The sequence below is a fragment of the Cohnella candidum genome (assembly GCF_003713065.1).
Lineage (GTDB): Bacteria > Bacillota > Bacilli > Paenibacillales > Paenibacillaceae > Cohnella > Cohnella candidum.
Window position 1 is genome coordinate 4,892,177 of record NZ_CP033433.1, and the last position, 17,079, is coordinate 4,909,255.

At 57.9% G+C, this 17,079-nt stretch carries 15 protein-coding genes; all 15 read left to right on the top strand.

Annotation, left to right across the window (positions count from 1 at the left end; all coding sequences use genetic code 11):
- Positions 1 to 89 precede the first annotated feature (89 nt).
- Positions 90 to 1,832 (top strand): PrpR N-terminal domain-containing protein, encoded by a 1,743-nt coding sequence (locus EAV92_RS22685; RefSeq protein WP_164472901.1) that lies wholly within the window; start codon positions 90 to 92, stop codon positions 1,830 to 1,832.
- A gap of 255 nt (positions 1,833 to 2,087) precedes the next feature.
- Positions 2,088 to 3,662 (top strand): type 2 periplasmic-binding domain-containing protein, encoded by a 1,575-nt coding sequence (locus tag EAV92_RS22690; RefSeq protein ID WP_164472902.1) that lies wholly within the window; start codon positions 2,088 to 2,090, stop codon positions 3,660 to 3,662.
- Between the two features lie 91 nt (positions 3,663 to 3,753).
- Positions 3,754 to 4,716, top strand: coding sequence for an ABC transporter permease (locus EAV92_RS22695; RefSeq protein ID WP_123043190.1), 963 nt, complete (start codon positions 3,754 to 3,756; stop codon positions 4,714 to 4,716).
- A 12-nt stretch (positions 4,717 to 4,728) separates the two neighbouring features.
- Entirely contained in the window at positions 4,729 to 5,604 is an 876-nt protein-coding gene (locus tag EAV92_RS22700) for a carbohydrate ABC transporter permease (RefSeq protein ID WP_206424255.1), read from the top strand.
- Positions 5,605 to 5,634: 30 nt separating this feature from the next.
- Positions 5,635 to 6,921, top strand: coding sequence for a four-carbon acid sugar kinase family protein (locus tag EAV92_RS22705; protein WP_123043191.1), 1,287 nt, complete (start codon positions 5,635 to 5,637; stop codon positions 6,919 to 6,921).
- A 2-nt stretch (positions 6,922 to 6,923) separates the two neighbouring features.
- Complete coding sequence (gene pdxA, locus EAV92_RS22710; protein ID WP_206424256.1) at positions 6,924 to 7,925, top strand: 4-hydroxythreonine-4-phosphate dehydrogenase PdxA; 1,002 nt, start codon at positions 6,924 to 6,926, stop codon at positions 7,923 to 7,925.
- 27 nt (positions 7,926 to 7,952) lie between these two features.
- Complete coding sequence (locus EAV92_RS22715) at positions 7,953 to 9,101, top strand: sialidase family protein (RefSeq protein ID WP_241158360.1); 1,149 nt, start codon at positions 7,953 to 7,955, stop codon at positions 9,099 to 9,101.
- 19 nt (positions 9,102 to 9,120) lie between these two features.
- Positions 9,121 to 9,807, top strand: coding sequence for a TerC family protein (locus tag EAV92_RS22720; protein ID WP_123043192.1), 687 nt, complete (start codon positions 9,121 to 9,123; stop codon positions 9,805 to 9,807).
- Positions 9,773 to 11,044 carry an MFS transporter gene (locus tag EAV92_RS22725; protein ID WP_123043193.1) on the top strand — a complete coding sequence of 424 codons (1,272 nt, stop codon included), beginning with the start codon at positions 9,773 to 9,775 and terminating at the stop codon, positions 11,042 to 11,044. Before EAV92_RS22720 ends, EAV92_RS22725 begins: the two co-directional genes overlap by 35 nt.
- A complete protein-coding gene (locus tag EAV92_RS22730; RefSeq protein WP_123043194.1) occupies positions 11,041 to 11,991 on the top strand; it encodes a phosphoglycerate dehydrogenase in 951 nt (316 codons plus the stop codon). The genes EAV92_RS22725 and EAV92_RS22730 overlap by 4 nt, the downstream gene beginning before the upstream one ends.
- Before the next feature lie 27 nt (positions 11,992 to 12,018).
- The gene (locus tag EAV92_RS22735) at positions 12,019 to 13,068 is read left to right on the top strand and encodes an Ldh family oxidoreductase (protein ID WP_123043195.1); all 1,050 of its coding nucleotides are present in this window, start codon (positions 12,019 to 12,021) and stop codon (positions 13,066 to 13,068) included.
- 32 nt (positions 13,069 to 13,100) lie between these two features.
- Positions 13,101 to 14,012, top strand: a complete 912-nt coding sequence (gene dapA, locus EAV92_RS22740; RefSeq protein ID WP_123043196.1) for a 4-hydroxy-tetrahydrodipicolinate synthase — start codon at positions 13,101 to 13,103, stop codon at positions 14,010 to 14,012.
- A gap of 38 nt (positions 14,013 to 14,050) precedes the next feature.
- Positions 14,051 to 15,133: a sialidase family protein gene (locus EAV92_RS22745; protein ID WP_206424257.1), complete on the top strand. Its 1,083-nt coding sequence runs from the start codon at positions 14,051 to 14,053 to the stop codon at positions 15,131 to 15,133.
- 18 nt (positions 15,134 to 15,151) lie between these two features.
- A complete protein-coding gene (locus EAV92_RS22750) occupies positions 15,152 to 15,628 on the top strand; it encodes a NanQ anomerase/TabA/YiaL family protein (protein ID WP_123043197.1) in 477 nt (158 codons plus the stop codon).
- A 194-nt stretch (positions 15,629 to 15,822) separates the two neighbouring features.
- Positions 15,823 to 17,052, top strand: coding sequence for an MDR family MFS transporter (locus EAV92_RS22755; protein WP_123043198.1), 1,230 nt, complete (start codon positions 15,823 to 15,825; stop codon positions 17,050 to 17,052).
- Positions 17,053 to 17,079: the final 27 nt, after the last annotated feature.

The following is a 17,079-nucleotide window of genomic DNA, read 5'->3' on the forward strand; positions in this document are numbered from 1 at the left end:
AAGTTCTTCCGAGAAAGGGGAGATCGACGATTCGAGATTCCGGAAAAATGAAAGTGCTGGTCGTAGCGCCCTATCCAGGATTGGGCGAATTGATAAGGCAGATGACGCCGCAATACGAAGGGTTCGATATCCAGGTTATTGTTGCGGACATGCAGGAAAGTTTGGATCAAATCGGTTCCTTCGGGGAAGGCGGGTACGATGTCGTCATCAGCCGCGGGGGCACGGCCCGGCTGTTGGCGATGCACGCCAAGGTTCCGGTCGTGGAGATTCAAGTATCCGGATTCGACGTGCTCCGGATGCTTACGCTGATGAAAGAGCACCAGGCCAAAATCCGGCTGATCGGATTTCCGAACATCATCCAGAGCTTCGTGTCCGTATCCAACCTGCTGGATTACGATTTTCCTTATACGGTCATCAATGGTGAGAGCGAAGTCGAAAACGCGCTGGTAGAAGCGAAAAGAGACGGCGTGCAAGTCATCGTGGGCGATACCGTCACCGTGAGATTCGCGAACGAACTGGGCATGCAAGGCGTGCTTATCACGTCCGGCCGGGAATCGGTGTCCGAAGCTTTCCGGACGGCCGAATTGATCTTCCGTTCGCTGGACGAACATAAAAAAACGAACCGGATTTACGAGCGGATGCTGAAGGAAATCGGCCGCGAGGCGGCAGTTCTGGACGGATCCTTACAGGTTCTCTTTGCGACCGACGGCATTCAATCCCTATGGGGAAAGAGAAGCGGCCAAACCTCTTTTCCTTATCGTGTGGAAGAGGGCGGATTGTTGGGCGGACTGCTCGAAGACGCTGCGGCGGATATCCGTGAAAACGGGCCTTTAACCTTGTACGAACCGGCACGGCGTATTACACTTACCGTTCGTCTTCTGAATGCAGCCGATCGATCGGAAATCTACCTTCTGACCTTGGAGCATGGTGAGCATCCGTGGGCCGGTATTCGGGTGGTTGATCCCAACCGCGATGCGGATACGTTTCCTTCCTTCTTTCATGCAACGGGGGTCATGGATCAAACCTTGCAGAACGCGAAGAGTCAGGTGCAGGCCGGCGATCCCGTTGCCGTATGCGGGGAACATGGGGCGGGCAAGCGCATATTTGCCGACGCTCTCGCGGCTTTGATGGGTAAGGATGTCCGCGTGATCGAGGTCGAAATCGGCGACGGAGACGAAGCGGCTTTCCGCAGATTGTGCCATTTGGTTTCCGTGGCGGAGCGGGGGGCGTTGCTGCACGTTCGGGGTTTCGAGCGATTCCCCGCGGTCCTGCAAAGAAAAATAGCTGACATCATCAAGGGGAAAACGCGCAAAGTCCTTTTTTCGTTCGACGAACATCCCAAACGCTTGAAACTCGAAATCCGAATGGATGCCAAGGTGTTGGATTGGCTTTCCCGAGGCGCTATTGAGTTGAAGCCGCTTCGCGAGCGGCTGAACGAATTGGAGGAATACGTCCGGGCGTTCATTTCCATGTTCAACGAGAAATATGGAAAGCAGATCGTGGGCGTTCGTCCGGAGGTTTGGGAATTGCTGCGTGCGAGAACGTGGCCGGGGAACCTGATCGAGCTTCGGGATACAATGGAGGAGGCCGTACGCGAAGCGCAAGGCGAATATATCGAACGTGTCGATGTGGAGATGAAAGCGGACGCCGCAGTAACACCGGTCCTCTCCGCCGGGATCCCGGCATTCGATTTGAACCGGTCATTGGACGAGATCGAGAGAGACATCATTCGGTATGTGTTGGAAGAGGAAGGCATGAATCAGTCGAAGGCCGCGAAAAGGCTCAAAATTAATCGCACGACGCTGTGGCGCAAAGTCAAAGGCGAAGAGTGAAGATCCGGGCAATGCCCTGCGTGATCCTGGCGGATCGCGCGGGGCATTATTTTTGTCTAGTTGTTTAAAAATGCAACACTTATTAAAATTTTAAAAATGTTTAAAAATAATGTTGCAAATTTATTAACATGAACTATAATAAACCTATGTAAGCGGATACACCTAAAACAATATCCGCATTACAGGATATTTTGGTTAATTTTGCAACACACTTGAAGGCGCATTTCACATCCGCTCTAAAGGAGGAAGTTCAGCGTGTTTTCAGGGAAAAAAGGGTCAATATGGATTTTAGCTCTCGCCATCACGTTGCTTTTATCGGCATGCAATAAGTCGGGTTCAGAGGCTTCGCCATCCGGGTCGGCCTCATCCTCTACGGATGCCGGGAAAGAGAAAATCAAGTTTTCGTACATGATGGCCGGCAAGTACATCAACTGGCTCAAAGATCTCAAGTGGTACCCCGAAGCTCTGAAGAGAACCAATGCCGAGATCGAATTGGTCAACGGCGGCGACGACGACAGTGCCTATTCCAAGGGCCTCGACACGAAGCTGATGTCGGGCGACCTTCCGGACGCAATGATCGTGACGCTCTCCCAAGCGGAAGTTTACGGTTCTCAAGGCTTGTTCTTGAACCTGAAGGATCTGATCAAGAAAGACGCGCCCAACATCCAAAAATTCATCGACTCGGATGAAGCGTACAAATCGCTGATCACGGCTTCCGACGGAAACATTTACGGATTCCCGCAGCAATATCCGATCATCACGAACGTGCCCTTCTACCGTGCCGACATGTTCGAGAAAGCGGGCATCACGAGCAACCCGAAGACGATCCAGGAATTCACGGACGATCTCAAGAAATTGAAAGCCGCTTATCCTTCGTCCGACTTCTATCCGTTCACCGGACGCGACGGCTATATCAAGTTCACGGAAGCGTTCCTCGCGAAAGACAACATCGACGAGAACGGCAAAGTACACGGCATCTACAACGTGGGCAAGAACTACGACCTGATGGCGCCGGGCTTTAAGGACCTGATCCAGTGGTACAACACGCTGTACATCGAGAAGCTGATCGATCCGGAGTGGGTGCTCGGCACGCAGACCGAGGAATCCTGGCAGACGAAGATGCTGACCGGCAAAGGCGCCGTCTCCTACGACTTCTTCACCCGTCCGTCCTGGTTCATGAATAACGGCGGTCCCCAGAACGATCCGAAGTACAGCATCAAGGTCATGGACGCGTTGAACGATTCCCAAGGCAATCCGTCCAAAGTTCCGATGGCCGAGCAGCGTTACCGCGAAGACCGCGTGTTCGTCATCAACGCCAAATCGGAGGATAAAGCGGCGCAAATCCTGAAGTTCATGGATTACCTGTTCTCCGACGAAGGCCGCACGCTGATGGATTATGGCGTGGAAGGCCAATCCTTCAAGACGAATGGCGATAAGAAGGAATTCATCGTCAAATTCGAGGAAGAAGGCAACAAGCCGCTCGGCACGCCGGTGTGGAACTTCCTGCAGGACCGCTTGTCGTTCCCGGTACCGTCCAACGACGCTGCTTACTATGACTGGATGGATCCGCTTACGAAATCGTTCGCCGCGGACTTCTTCGGCAAATACGCCGCCGTTTCGTACCAGATCAAATACTCGACCGACCAGCTGAAGGAACGTTCCGAATTGATCGCGAACGTACAGCCCGTGATCGACGCCAACCTGGTGAAATTCATTACCGGCAAACGCCCGATGTCCGAATGGGACGCGTTCCTCAAAGAAGCGGACGCGCAAGGCTACAGCAAGATCGTAGCGATCGACCAAGCCGCTTACGACGCCGCCAAGAAGTAAACCCATCCGATCCGTCATTCCATGCGGTCTCCGTGATGGAATGACGGATCGTTTTATACACAACCAAGCGAATTCAAAGGATGTGCTCGTCATGCATACCGCCCTGAAAGGCAAATCGCCAGGCGCCCGCAGCAACGTGTGGCACAAAATGTGGAGATCCAGGTTGCTGTATCTCATTCTTCTTCCCGGTCTGATCCATATGCTGCTCTTCAAGCTGCTGCCGCTTTTCGGTCTGGTGATCGCGTTCGAGGATTATAACGTGATCAAGGGCGGCATCAACAGCATCATCGACAGTAAATGGGTGGGTTTTGCCCACTTCGAGAAGTTTCTCGGCGACGCCTATTTCTGGAAGCTGCTTAAAAACACGCTGCTGCTCGCTTTCTTCAATTTGCTGTTCGTGTTTCCGATCCCGATCATTTTCGCGCTGTTGGTGAATGAAGTGCGGTTCCGGAAAGTCCAGCGGTTCGTCCAGACCGTTACTTTCTTCCCCTATTTCATTTCCTCGGCGGTCGCGGTCAGCATTCTGTACACGTTTCTGTCTCCCCAAGGCGGCTTGGTCAACATGGCCCTTCAGGGGTTGGGCGTCGAACCGATCTTCTTCATGGCCGAGCCGGGGTGGTTCCGCCCGTTGTACATCATGTTGAACGTGTGGCAGCTCTTCGGCTACAGCTCGATCATCTATTTGGCGGCGATGACCAACATCGACCCGCATCTGTATGAAGCGGCCGAGCTTGACGGAGCGACCCGGTTCGGGAAAATGTTCCACATTACGTTACCGTCCATCGCGGGCACGATCGTTATCATGTTCATATTGGCCATCGGACAAATCATGACCGTCGATCTCGATAAAATCCTGATGATGTACAACCCCAGCATCTATGACACGGCGGACGTCATCCAGAGCTACGTTTACCGCCAAGCCTTCGCCACCAAAGGCTTCCCGAATTACAGCTACGGAGCTGCCGTCGGTTTAATGCAGTCGGTCGTGGCGTTCATCCTGGTGATTTCGGCAAACCGCGCATCCAAGAAATTCTCGGATTCGCAAATCTTTTAAGGAGGGGACAACGTGAAAACCAGACTTCGAGGTTTCGATTACGTCAACATGGTTGTCCTCGTTTTGGTATCCGTCATCTGCATTTATCCCTTATGGAATATCCTGGCCGTCTCGCTCAGCGACGGCATTTACGCGGCGGCTTCCAAGGTCTATCTGATCCCGAAAGGGCTGAACGTGGAGACTTACAAGTACGTTCTCCACAACCCGAGGCTGGGTGTCTCGCAAGGCCTGTGGAATTCATTCGCCTATACCGTCGTAGGAACACTGGTGGCGGTGATCCTCACGTTCCTCACCGCTTACCCGCTCAGCAAAAAGAGGCTCGTAGGACGCAAAACGATCATGCTGATCTTCGTGTTCACCTTCGTGTTCGAAGCGGGCATCATACCCAATTTCATCGTGTACAAAAGCCTGGGACTGGTCAATTCCTTCTGGGTCATGATCATCCCGAACGCGATCAATACGTTCCTGCTCATCATCATGCGTTCCTTTCTGGATGCGCTGCCGGAAGAGCTGGAAGAGTCGGCGTACATCGACGGCGCCAACGATTTGCAAACGATGTGGAAAATTTATTTCCCGCTGGCGCGGCCCGCGATCGCTACGGTCTGCGTGTTCTATTCGGTCGCCATATGGAACCAATACCTGGTTCCGGCGATTTACCTGCAGAAGCAGAGCCTGAAACCGATCACCGTCGTGCTTTACAACCTGATCGTCAGCGGAAGCAAAGACGGAACGTCGCTGGAGAGCATCAAGGTACACGGCGTCCAATTGCTTCCGCAAAACCTGCAGGCCGCCGCGATCTTCCTGTCCGTTGCGCCGATTTTGATCGTTTATCCGTTCGCCCAAAAGTACTTCACCAAAGGAATGTTGATCGGATCCGTCAAAGGGTGATTGGCATTACCGTCCAGCGAGGTGTTTGACATGAAGTTCGCCATCATTGCCGACGACTTGACGGGGGCCAACGACACGGGAGTCCAGTTTGCCCGGCGGGGTTTGCACGCATCCGTTCTCCTCGAGCCGGACCCGGAAGCGGCCAAGGATCTCGACGTGGTCGTGATCGACACCGACAGCCGCTCCTTGCCGAAGGACGATGCGTACCGGAAAGTGAAATCCGTATCCGAATATTTGAAGCCCTACACCGTCGAGTTCGTTTATAAAAAAATCGATTCCACCATGAGAGGCAACATCGGGGCCGAGATCGACGCCGTGTACGACGTGTTCCAGCCGGAACTGGTTATCATCGCGCCGGCGTACCCGAAGAACAAAAGGATCGTCAAGGGAGGCGATTTCTACCTCGACGGCACCCTCTTGCACGAGACGGAAATGGCGAACGATCCGAAGACTCCGGTCACGTCCCCGAACGTGGCGGAAATCATCCGCGCGCAATCCGGGCGAAGCATCCATCAAGTCACGTCCGAAGATTTGCAGTCCGGCTATTCGAAGATCCAGGAGAAGCTGGCCGAGGCCGTGCGGCAATCGGCGCCTTACGTCGTTTTCGATGCCATGAAGGAAGAGGATCTTCGCTTGATCGTCCACGCCGTGCAGGAGAGCGGCCGCCGCGTCGTCTGGATCGGCTCCGCCGGCCTTGCGAACCATCTTTGCAAGGCGTATCTCAAAAGGCAGCAGACGCAGAAGTACCATCATCACTCCCGGTCCCAAGTGCTGACGGTGGTCGGAAGCGTCAACCGGAACAGCCGCAGCCAATTGGACCATCTATTGAAACTTCCCGGAGTGGAAGGGGTTCAGATGAAATCGCATCTGGCCGTTCAAGAAGAAGAGACGGTCAACCGGGAGAAGGAGAGGATCGCAACCCTCGCCTCCGATGCGATCAAGCGGGGACGGCACGTAGTGTTGTACACGGCCGGCGATCCGGAAGATATCACGCTGGCGAACGGGGTCGGCGCCGGCCGCGGATGGGATCCGAGGGAGGTCAGCGATCGGATTTCCCGTACGCTAGGGGAAACGGCCGCAGGCCTGATCCGCGATTTCCGGCTGAACGCCTTGGTCATGACCGGCGGGGACACGGCCAAACAAGTTTGCTCTTACTTGGGAGTGAAGGAGTTCCAGCTCATCGACGAAGTGGAGATCGGCATGCCGATCGGCCTGTTGAGGGGAGACTGGCCCGTCTATGCCGTGACCAAAGCCGGCGGTTTCGGCGCCGCCAACGCGCTCTCGAAGGCGCTCAAAAAAATGCAGGGAGAATCGTGAAGATGAGACCTATCATTGGTATTACGATGGGCGATGCCGCCGGCGTCGGCCCCGAAATCATCGTCAAAGCTTTGCGGTCTAACGAGGTTTACAGCACCTCCCGCCCGCTGGTGATCGGAGATGCCGCCATCATTCGCCGGGCGCTAGAATATACCGGCGTCCAGGCGGAGATCCGGAGCGTCTCGGATCCGGGCGAAGGAGCGTACGAATGCGGAACGATCGACGTGCTCGACCTGGCCCTGCTGCCGGAGGATTTGCCGGTGGGACGGATCTCGGCGGAAGCCGGGAACGCGGCTTTCCGGTACATCGAGAAAGCCGTGTCGCTGGCGGCGGCGCACGAGATCGACGCCATCTGCACGGCGCCGCTGAATAAAGAAGCGCTGCAGAAGGGCGGACACCTTTATCCGGGACATACGGAAATTTTGGCCGACCTGACCGGTACGGATGACTATTCCATGATGCTGTCGGCTCCGAAGCTGAAAGTCATCCATTTGACGACCCACGTCGGTCTCATCGAGGCCGTCCGCCGGATTACGCCGGAGCGCACGTACAAGGTGATTCGGCTCGCCGACGAAACGCTTCGCCGCGCGGGCTTCCGTCAACCGAAAATCGCCGTTTGCGGCATTAATCCGCATGCGGGCGAGAACGGGTTGTTCGGGGAAGGCGAAGAAGAGGAGAAGCTGATCCCCGGCATCGAACAAGCCCGTTCGGAAGGGATCGAAGTCTACGGCCCATTGCCCGCCGATACGTTGTTCTTTCGTGCGGTGCGGGGCGATTTCGATATCGTCGTGGCTTGCTACCACGACCAGGGCCACGGTCCGATCAAAGTGCTGGGGCTTGAAGCCGGCGTGAACATTACCGTCGGATTAAACGGCGGCATCATTCGGACTTCCGTTGACCACGGGACGGCGTTCGACATTGCCGGTACCGGCAAAGCCGACGAGGGCTCGCTGCTGGAAGCGATCCGGATGGCCGTCGAACTGGCGCCGAAACAGAACGTTTAAATCATAGTGAACGGGGGGATTCATCAGATGACGACATTCAGGGATTTACTGTCCGCGCCGATGCCGAAGGACGGGGTGCTCCGTTCGACGGGGAAAGGAACCGCCGAAGCGATTCTCCCGACTCCCCATATCGTGAACCACGCTCCCAGCCTGATCGAGCTGCACAACGGGGATCTGCTCATGGTGTGGTTCGCGGGCGACACGGAGGAAGGCCGAAGCGATATCCGCATCGTTCAATCGAGGCTGGCCAAGGGAGAGACCCGATGGACCGACCCCGTAGCGATTTCGGAAGATCCGGTGCGTTCGGAACAGAACCCGGTGCTTTTCCAGAAGAAGGACGGCGGACTGCTGCTTCTCCATACCGCGCAAGCGCCGCGGGAAGACAAGAAGGAGAAGTACGATCCCGCGACGAACGTCGACGCGGCGACCCGGCAGGAAACGTCGGAGATTCGTTCCCGGTTGTCTCTGGACAACGGATACACCTGGGAGCCGACGCAGACCTTCTCGGAAACGCCGGGTTCTTTTTGCCGGGCGCCGATCGCGGAGTTGAGCAACGGCGACTGGATTTTCCCGATGTGGATTAGCCGCAGGGACGGCAATACCGTGTTCGGCAACGACACCAGCCTGGTCCGGATTTCCGGCGACGAAGGCCGCACCTGGCAAGAAGTTCCGATCCCGGGGAGCCGGGGCCGGGTTCACCCCAACATCATCGAGTGGGGTGAAGGGCGGCTCAGCGCATTCTTCCGCAGCCGTTCCGCCGACTGGATTTACGTGAGCCGTTCGGACGACTGGGGCCGATCTTGGACGGAGCCGGAACGCACGACGCTGCCGAACAACAACGCCTCGATCCGTGCGATCAAGCTTCAGAGCGGCAGACTCGCCGTCATCTACAATCATTTCCAGGCCGGGGACGATTCCGCGGCGACGATTTGGCCGAAAACCCGGTTCCCCGTCTCGATCGCGCTGTCCGAAGACGAAGGGCGCACCTGGCCGTACATCCGGCAGCTTGAGCAGGGCGACGGGTTTACGGGCGAGGCCAACAAGCATTTGAACCGGACATACGAGTATCCCTGGCTCTTCCAGGCGAATGACGGATTGATCCATGCCGCTTACGCGTACGGCAACCGGCAGGCCATGAAGCATGTCGTGCTGACCGAGCAGTGGATTACCGGCTGACCGGACCGGGAGGGATCTCATGGAAGGGGATTGGCTGCTCGGTCTGCTGAAAATCATGCTGGTCAACATCGTGCTGAGCGGCGACAATGCGGTCGTGATCGCCATGGCCTGCCGCCGATTGGCACCCGCGCAACAGAAGCGGGCCGTTTTCTGGGGAACGATGGGGGCGGTGCTGCTTCGCCTCGTGTTGACCGGAGCGGCCGTATGGCTGCTCAAGGTGCCTCTGGTGGAAGCGTGCGGAGGGATTCTGCTATTCTATATCGCCGTGAAGCTTTTGACCGGCCAGGAGGAAGAAGAGGAGAACGGCGGCGCCGGGCTCTCCATTCGCCAGGCGGTCCGTACGATCATCGTCGCCGACGTCGTCATGAGTCTGGACAACGTCGTGGCGGTGGCAGGCGTGGCGAATGGAAATTGGCTCCTCATCGGGATCGGTTTGGCGATCAGCATCCCGCTGATCATCTTCTGCAGCAGCCTGTTGATGCGTTTGATGACGAAATATCTTTTCATCGTGTGGCTGGGAGCCGGACTGCTCGGCTATACGGCCGGCGAAATGCTGGTGAAAGACGAATGGGTGCACGGTTTGCTGCAGCCGGTGCTGATCGACGGCGTGCCGATCGTCCCCGCGGTCCTGACCTTGGCGGTCGTAGGCTGCGGCGCGATCATGGCCAAGCGTGCCTCTTCCAGGAGCATGCAGGAAAGAGGGTGAGAGTCTGGACTCGGTTTCCCGCAGGCAGCTTTGGGCGATCGTCGGCATTTCATCGCTGTTATCCGTCGTATTCAGCGGTTTGGATGTCGCGTTTACCGTATTTTCCGTCAATCGTTTGGAACTGCCGGCATCGGACTTGGCGCTGCTTCGATCTCTGCGTCTTGCGGTTACCATTCCGTTCATTCTCGCGATGGGCGGGATCGCGGATGCATGGGGGCAGAAAAAGACGGCGACGGCCGCCATCGTCGTGATGTCCGCCGCGTCCGTCCTGACGGTCGCCATCCCGGGCAAAGGAATGTTGTTCGCGACTTTCCCGCTGTACGGAGGCATGTCCGCCATCCTGCTCGTCAGCATGAACGTGTTTTCTCAGGGCGTAAAAGACGAGCTTCGGGGTTTGTCCAACACGTTGTACCGCTCTACGTTCATCGGGTTTTCCATTGCGGGTCCGCTGTCGGCCGGCCTGCTCATCGGATTCGGGTTTCCCGCCGCTTTCCTGGCCTTCGCCGCGATCGCGCTCTTCAGCCTGGCCGCGTTGTCGCTCTACCCGCAAGACCGGCGCGAGGCGGGAGCGTCCAAGGAAACGGTCCGGCAGACCGCGGCCCGGATGGCCGAGGGCTGGAAGTCCTTGCTCCGCGACAGGCCTTTGCTGACGTACATGCTGATGAACGGGCTGCTCAACCATACGGTGATGGTGAATCTTGTCTTGGTTCCCGTGAAGCTCATGGACGATCTCGGCGTCAGCAGCCGCGATTACACCCGGGTCATGACGGTAAGCTCGATCATCGGACTGCTGTTCACGATCGCGGCCGGCTTTTTAATGAAGAAACATTTGTCAAGGCTCATTACCATGCCGATGCTGCTGAGTGCGGCCTGCAATTTCGCTTCGGGGCTGGAATCGAGCGTGTGGCTGACGATCGTTTTGTTTATTCTGTCCTCGGCCTTGTACACGGTGACCATGGCGCCGACCAGCCTGTGGCTGGGCGAAATGGCCAAGCAGCAGTTCGGCACCATATTCGGCATCTTTAAGGTCATGTCGGCCGGCATCGGATTCTTGGTGTCCGCCTCGCTGTCCGTGGTCCAGTCGGGGCTCGGCATCGATATGGCGCTCGTCGCCTACGGAATCTTCGGCGTGCTGGCGAGCCTGCTCTTCATGCGGCTCATGTCCAAGTGGCAAGCCGCGGCAGGCCGTAAAGTTCCGGATTCCATCAGGCAGTCAAAGGGGGATGTGACCGCATGAAAGTCGTCTCGACTTCTCCTACGTTCGCCCGTTATTCCGAAGAACCGATCCGGCTGCTTGAGGCGGAAGGGATCGAAGTGGTCCGCATTCCGCCGCAGGTCGAAGGGCCGGAATTTTGGGCGGCCGTTGAAGATGCGGATGCTTTGATCGTGGCTTATACGCCGATTAACGAAGATTTGCTGAAGCGGGTCCCACGGCTGAAAATCGTCTGCAAACACGGCGTCGGCGTGGACAACATCGATTTGGAAGCGACGAGAAAGCGCGGCGTGTGGGTGACCAACGTCCCGGACGGTAACACGACGGCCGTAGCGGACTTCACGTTCAGCCTCATGCTGGCGCTGGCGAGGCGGGTCGAAGAAACGAGCCGCCGCACGAAAGCCGGAGAATGGCCGCAGGTAGTGGGCGGAGAAGTCGGCGGGAAAACGCTGGGCGTCGTCGGCTTGGGGCGGATCGGGAAAGAGGTCGTTCGGCGTGCCGGAGGCTTCGGCATGAACGTCCTCGCCTTCGACCCGTACCCCGATCACGGGTTCGCCAGGGAGAACGGAGTGTCGTTCAAGGCGTTGGAGGAGCTGCTTAGGCATAGCGACTTCATATCGCTTCACATGCCGCTCACAGATACGACCCGCCATCTGATCGGGGCCGCCGAGCTCGGGGTCATGAAGCCTAGCAGCTGCCTAATCAACGCCTCCAGGGGCGGATTGGTCGACGAAATCGCGCTTTATGACGCGCTGAAGGAAGGGCGCTTAGCCGGAGCCGCGCTCGACGTGTTCGAGCACGAGCCCGCCCGGGAGCATTCCTTATTCTCGCTGGATAACTTTATCGCGACTCCCCATGCGGCGGGTTATACCCGGGAAGCGATCACGAACGTCGGCATCGCCTGCGCCCGGAACGTCTCCGACGTCTTGGTGCGCGGTCTGCGCCCGCGCTCCGTCGTGAATGGGATGTAACCGGGATTCGAAGAAGGAGGCAGATCGATGATTACCGTTCCGGTCGACTCTGTACGGATATTTATCGAAGCGTGTTTGGTCCGTCTGGGACTCGAGCCGTTGCATGCGGAAATATCCGCCCGGCACATGGCTTTCGCGGACGCGCGGGGGACGGATACGCACGGGATCATGCAGCTCCCCGTCTACGCCCGGCGAATCCGGGACGGAGGCATCAACAGAAGCCCGAATCCGGTTTGGGAGCAGGAAACCGATCAATCGGCAGTGTTGAACGGGGATCACGGCATGGGGCATTATTCGGCCCATTTGGCGATGGAGAAGGCGATCGAAAAGGCGCGTTCCCATACGATCAGCTTCGTAACCATCCGCAACGCCAGCCATTTCGGAGCGGCGTCCTCCTATGCCAAGATGGCGTCCGACGCGGGAATGATCGGCTTCGTTACGTCCAACGCCGCCGCCTTGATGGCCGCGACCGGCGGGACCGAGCGCGTGCTGGGAAACAATCCGATTTGCTTCGCCGTGCCGAGGAAGGATCGCGATCCGGTCATCCTCGACATGGCTTGCAGCAACGTGGCGATGGGCAAGCTGGTCATGGCGCAGAACAAAGGGGAGTCCATTCCCCTGGGATGGGCGTTGGACAAGAACGGCAACCCGACCGAGGATCCCTATGAGGGTTTCCAAGGCGGGGGTTCTCTCGTGCCGATCGCGGGACATAAAGGATACGGATTGGCTCTTATCATGGATATTCTGGCGGGCGTGCTCTCCGGCTCCAATTATGGTAAAAACGTCGGCCGCATGGCGGATTCCGCCGTGCCTACCGGTATCGGCTGCTCCATGATCGTCTTGAACCTGGCTCGGATCCTGCCGCCTGATTTGTTCGGGGAGCGGCTGGAAGATCTGCTCGGTATGGTGCTCTCCTCGGGCAAGGGGGCGAACCGGATCTATTTGCCGGGCGAGAAGGGCGCGGACACGGCACGCGAACGACAGGCTTCCGGCGTGCCGATTCCGGAGGCGCTGATCGCGCAGTTGGCGGGCATCGCGGACGAACTCGGCATCGACACGCAAGCATACGGCTTTTAAACTGACCTGACCGTGGAGAAAGGAAGAAGAACATGACGAAACCATTCGAGCTGTCCACCGGCATCATTCCCGCCATGGTGACGCCGTTCAACGAGCGGGAAGAACTGAATGAGCCGGCTCTTCGGGCGATGACCCGGCGGCTGGTCGCGGCGGGCGTACACGGGCTGTTTTGCCTCGGGACGAACGGGGAGTTTTTCAACCTTACGTTCGACGAAAAAGTACGTATCGCGGAAATCATCGTCGAAGAAGCCGGAGGCAAGGTGCCGGTGTATGCCGGGGCCGGCTGCGCGGGTACCGCGGAAACCGCGGCATTGGCCATCCGGCTGGAGAAGGTCGGCGTCGACGCGCTGTCCGTTATTACTCCGTATTTTCTCGCTTACACGCAGCAGGAGCTGATCTCCCATTTCGAGACCGTCGCTTCTTCCGTGTCCATCCCGGTGATCCTGTACAACATTCCGGCCCGGACGGGGAACGCGCTGACGCCCAAGACGGTCGGCCAGTTGGCGAAAGTGCCTAACATCATCGGAATCAAAGACAGCAGCGGGAGTTTCGACAACATCCTGCAATACATCGATCAGACGCCGGACTCGTTCTCCGTGCTTGCCGGCACGGATTCCCTGATCTTGCCTACCCTGATGGCCGGAGGCAAAGGCGCGATCGCGGCGACGGCGAACGTCTTCCCCGAAGCGGTGGCGTCCATCTACGAGCACTGGAAAGCCGGCCGCTTCGCCGAGGCGGAGGAAGCCCAGCGGGTCCTTCGCGACTTGCGGAGCGCATTCGGGCTCGGCACGCTGCCTTCCGTCCTGAAGGCGGTGCTGAATTACATCGGGGTCGAAGCAGGACCGGCTAGACGTCCGGTGGCGCCGCTCACCCCGGCAGCCGACCAAGAGGTTCGGCAGATGGTGGAGAATTACAAGCGCAAGGGACTGTTGGCGGATTTATAAGCAGGTCAGCGTCATCCAAGACCGGGAGGGGATTCAACATGAAGTATGCCAAACCGTTCAAGCCTGAGGGCATGGAGCAGATCGAGCTTTATCGAAACGGCAAAGAGTTTTGTTCATGGCCGTTTAACGCGGGCATGTGGAAAATCGACGAAAACAATATCCTGGTCGGCTTCATGAATATTTCTTGCGACTACTCCGTGCCGGGGACGATGCATCATGACCGCGTGGAGACGTTCGGCAAAATCAAAGCCGTCCGGACCCGCGACGGCGGGCGCACGTGGAGCGGTCCGATCGAGATCGCGGATAACATCCGCCTGCAGGACGAGCTTCGTTATGGAAGCCGGCACGAATTCAGCGAACCTTTCGATTTCCAAGATAAGAATACGCTGCTGGAGTGCTGGTGCACGCCGAACTCGGCGGTCGACTGGGCGCAGCCTTGGGTGAAAATGTCCCGGGACGGGGGAGAGACATGGAGCGAGGCCGTGATGCTGCCCGATTGCGGAATTCCTCGATATCAAGGACGGCCTTCGTATATCGTGCGGCCGGACGGCGTCGTGCTGCTGTTTCTGACCGCGCGGCCGAATAACAATCCGCACGACCGGCCGGTCGTATTCGCATCGTTCGACGATGGCAGGAATTGGTCTCTCGTATCCATGATGCCGAACGCCCAGGAATACCGGATGATCTGCCCGTCACCCGTCATCCTGAAGGACGGGACGATCCTGGTCGCGGTCCGGGTGAAGCCTGCCATGACCTCCGCCTGGGACGAGTTGTACGCGTCGGACGACGGGGGCTTGACCTGGCGTTTCGTCTCCCGCATCAACGATCACGGCGACACGGTTCATTTGACGCTGATGCAAGACGGAAGGCTGTTTGCCGTATACGGATACCGGCGACTCCCGTTCGGTATCCGGGCCAAGATCAGCGAGGACAACGGATTGACCTGGGGGCCTGAAATGATTTTGCGCGACGACGGCGGCAGCAACGACCTGGGCTATCCGCGTGCCGTCGAAGTCCGGCCGGGCGAAATCCTCGCGACCTATTATTTCAACGATAAAGACGATCCGATTCAGCAGCGGGGCGGCGTGCGCTACATCGGAGGCACGAGATTGAAAGTTTGAGGAGGCGTTCTTCTCGCGATGATCATCGGGGATCTGCGGAGTTGGAGGCAAGAGGCTGGATGGTTGAGCCCGTCCTTGCGATTAGCGTTGGAGTGGCTGGAAAAGGAAGTGACGGAGAATACGCCTGCCGGCCGGTATGAGATTGACGGCAGCCGCATGTATGCGTTGGTCCAGTACTTGGAAACCGAGCCTCCGGAACGCCGGTTGGCCGAGGCTCATAGGAAATATGCGGACGTACAGCTGCTTCTCCGCGGCGAAGAGTTGATCCTCGCGGCAAGGGATGACGGAAGCGGCGAAATCGTGGCCGACGAGCTGGATTCGAAAGATAAGCTCGCGTATGGCAAGGTGAGCGATGAATCTCGCCTCCTGTTGAAGCCCGGGATGTTCGCGGTATTTTTCCCGAAGGATATCCACCGCCCTTGCTGCACGCCCGGCGAGGTATCTTCCGCCATCCGCAAAGCGGTCGTTAAGATTGATCTTGCACTGTTCTCATAAGGAGGGCCGGCTACGGTCCACACCATTGCACCCCGCTATCCGCGGGGTGCTTATTTATTGGTGGGCGCGGAGGAGGGAGCGCGGGAAATTTCCGCTAGTCATTTTTCGAATGATCATGTAGAATGAGTCTACTTATAAGATGAAACAGCGTTTCACATAATGAAACCAATTCGATGCTTGCAGGAGACTTCCTCATGAATCCGATCAACCGCTTCTTCCGTTCCTATCACCCTATCGTGCTGACGCTCGTTATCGGGCATGGGTTATCCCGAATCGGCTCCTCGATGAGCTTGCCGTTTCTCGCGCTTTACTTGTCCCACGCCACCACGATGAGCCATGCCATGATCGGCATCGTCTCCGGGGCGGGCGCGCTGGCCGGCACGTTCGGCGGGTTCATCGGCGGCGCGCTGTCGGACCGGGTCGGACGGCGGGTCATTATGCTGACGGCCATGTTCCTGTGGGCGGTATGTTTCATCGGCTTCGCGGTGGCGAAACTGCCGCTGATCTTCCTGCTGCTGAACATGCTGAACGGGCTGTGCCGCTCATGGTTCGAGCCCGTCTCGCAAGCGCTGATGGCGGATTTGACGACACCCGACAAACGGATCAAGGTGTTCTCCATGCGCTATTTGGCCGCGAATATCGGAGTCTCGGTCGGACCGCTGCTGGGAGCTTGGCTGGGCATGGGAAAAGGCGCGCTGCCCTTCTTCGTGACCGGATGCATTTACTTGCTGTATGGCGCCGTTCTATACTTCCTGCTCGTTGCGTTCGGCATCAAGCAGATCGAAGGCAACCAGAGGGAGAAAATCACGCTGGCTTCCGCATGGCAAGTGATCCGCCGCGATTTCTGCCTCAAAATGTTCCTGCTCGGCGCCATCGTCGTCGGCATCGGCTATTGCCAAATGACCTTCTCGCTGTCGCAATACGTGGAGGAAAGCTTCGACAATGGGGTTCGGCTGTTCGCAGCCTTGATCTCGGTGAACGCCGTGACGGTCGTGACGCTGCAAATCCCGCTTAGCCGTTGGGCGGAACGAAGGTCGCCTCTTCTCGCCATCCACGTCGGCAACGCGCTGTTCGCCGCCGGGCTGTTGGGTTTCGGTTTCTCCAAGAGCTGGATGGGCCTGGCCGCGGCTATGGTTGTTTTCACGCTCGGAGAGATTTTGAACTACCCGGCCGGCAGCGTGCTGCTGGACCGGTTGGCTCCGGAGGGGATGAGAGGGACTTATTTCGGAGCGCAGACGTTCGGGAATTTGGGACAGTTCATCGGTCCGTGGATCGGGGGCTATCTGCTCGGCGCCTACAACGGCACGGTGATGTTCGCCGTCATGGGCGTCATCGTGCTCGCGGCATCCGTGTTCTACGGGGCGGGGGCGCGGCAATTCGCCGAACGCACGGGCGCTCGGGCGAGAGAGTCCGTCGCTTCATAAATCAAAGGAGGGCTGCCGGAATCCGGC

Bases quoted from the DNA above. Each gene is read 5' to 3' on its own strand.
- pdxA (WP_206424256.1), top strand. From the start codon at position 6,924: ATGAGACCTATCATTGGTATTACGATGGGCGATGCCGCCGGCGTCGGC.
- EAV92_RS22755 (WP_123043198.1), top strand. From the start codon at position 15,823: ATGAATCCGATCAACCGCTTCTTCCGTTCCTATCACCCTATCGTGCTG.
- EAV92_RS22695 (WP_123043190.1), top strand. From the start codon at position 3,754: ATGCATACCGCCCTGAAAGGCAAATCGCCAGGCGCCCGCAGCAACGTG.
- EAV92_RS22720 (WP_123043192.1), top strand. From the start codon at position 9,121: ATGGAAGGGGATTGGCTGCTCGGTCTGCTGAAAATCATGCTGGTCAAC.
- EAV92_RS22730 (WP_123043194.1), top strand. From the start codon at position 11,041: ATGAAAGTCGTCTCGACTTCTCCTACGTTCGCCCGTTATTCCGAAGAA.
- EAV92_RS22705 (WP_123043191.1), top strand. From the start codon at position 5,635: ATGAAGTTCGCCATCATTGCCGACGACTTGACGGGGGCCAACGACACG.
- dapA (WP_123043196.1), top strand. From the start codon at position 13,101: ATGACGAAACCATTCGAGCTGTCCACCGGCATCATTCCCGCCATGGTG.
- EAV92_RS22735 (WP_123043195.1), top strand. From the start codon at position 12,019: ATGATTACCGTTCCGGTCGACTCTGTACGGATATTTATCGAAGCGTGT.
- EAV92_RS22750 (WP_123043197.1), top strand. From the start codon at position 15,152: ATGATCATCGGGGATCTGCGGAGTTGGAGGCAAGAGGCTGGATGGTTG.
- EAV92_RS22745 (WP_206424257.1), top strand. From the start codon at position 14,051: ATGAAGTATGCCAAACCGTTCAAGCCTGAGGGCATGGAGCAGATCGAG.
- EAV92_RS22715 (WP_241158360.1), top strand. From the start codon at position 7,953: ATGACGACATTCAGGGATTTACTGTCCGCGCCGATGCCGAAGGACGGG.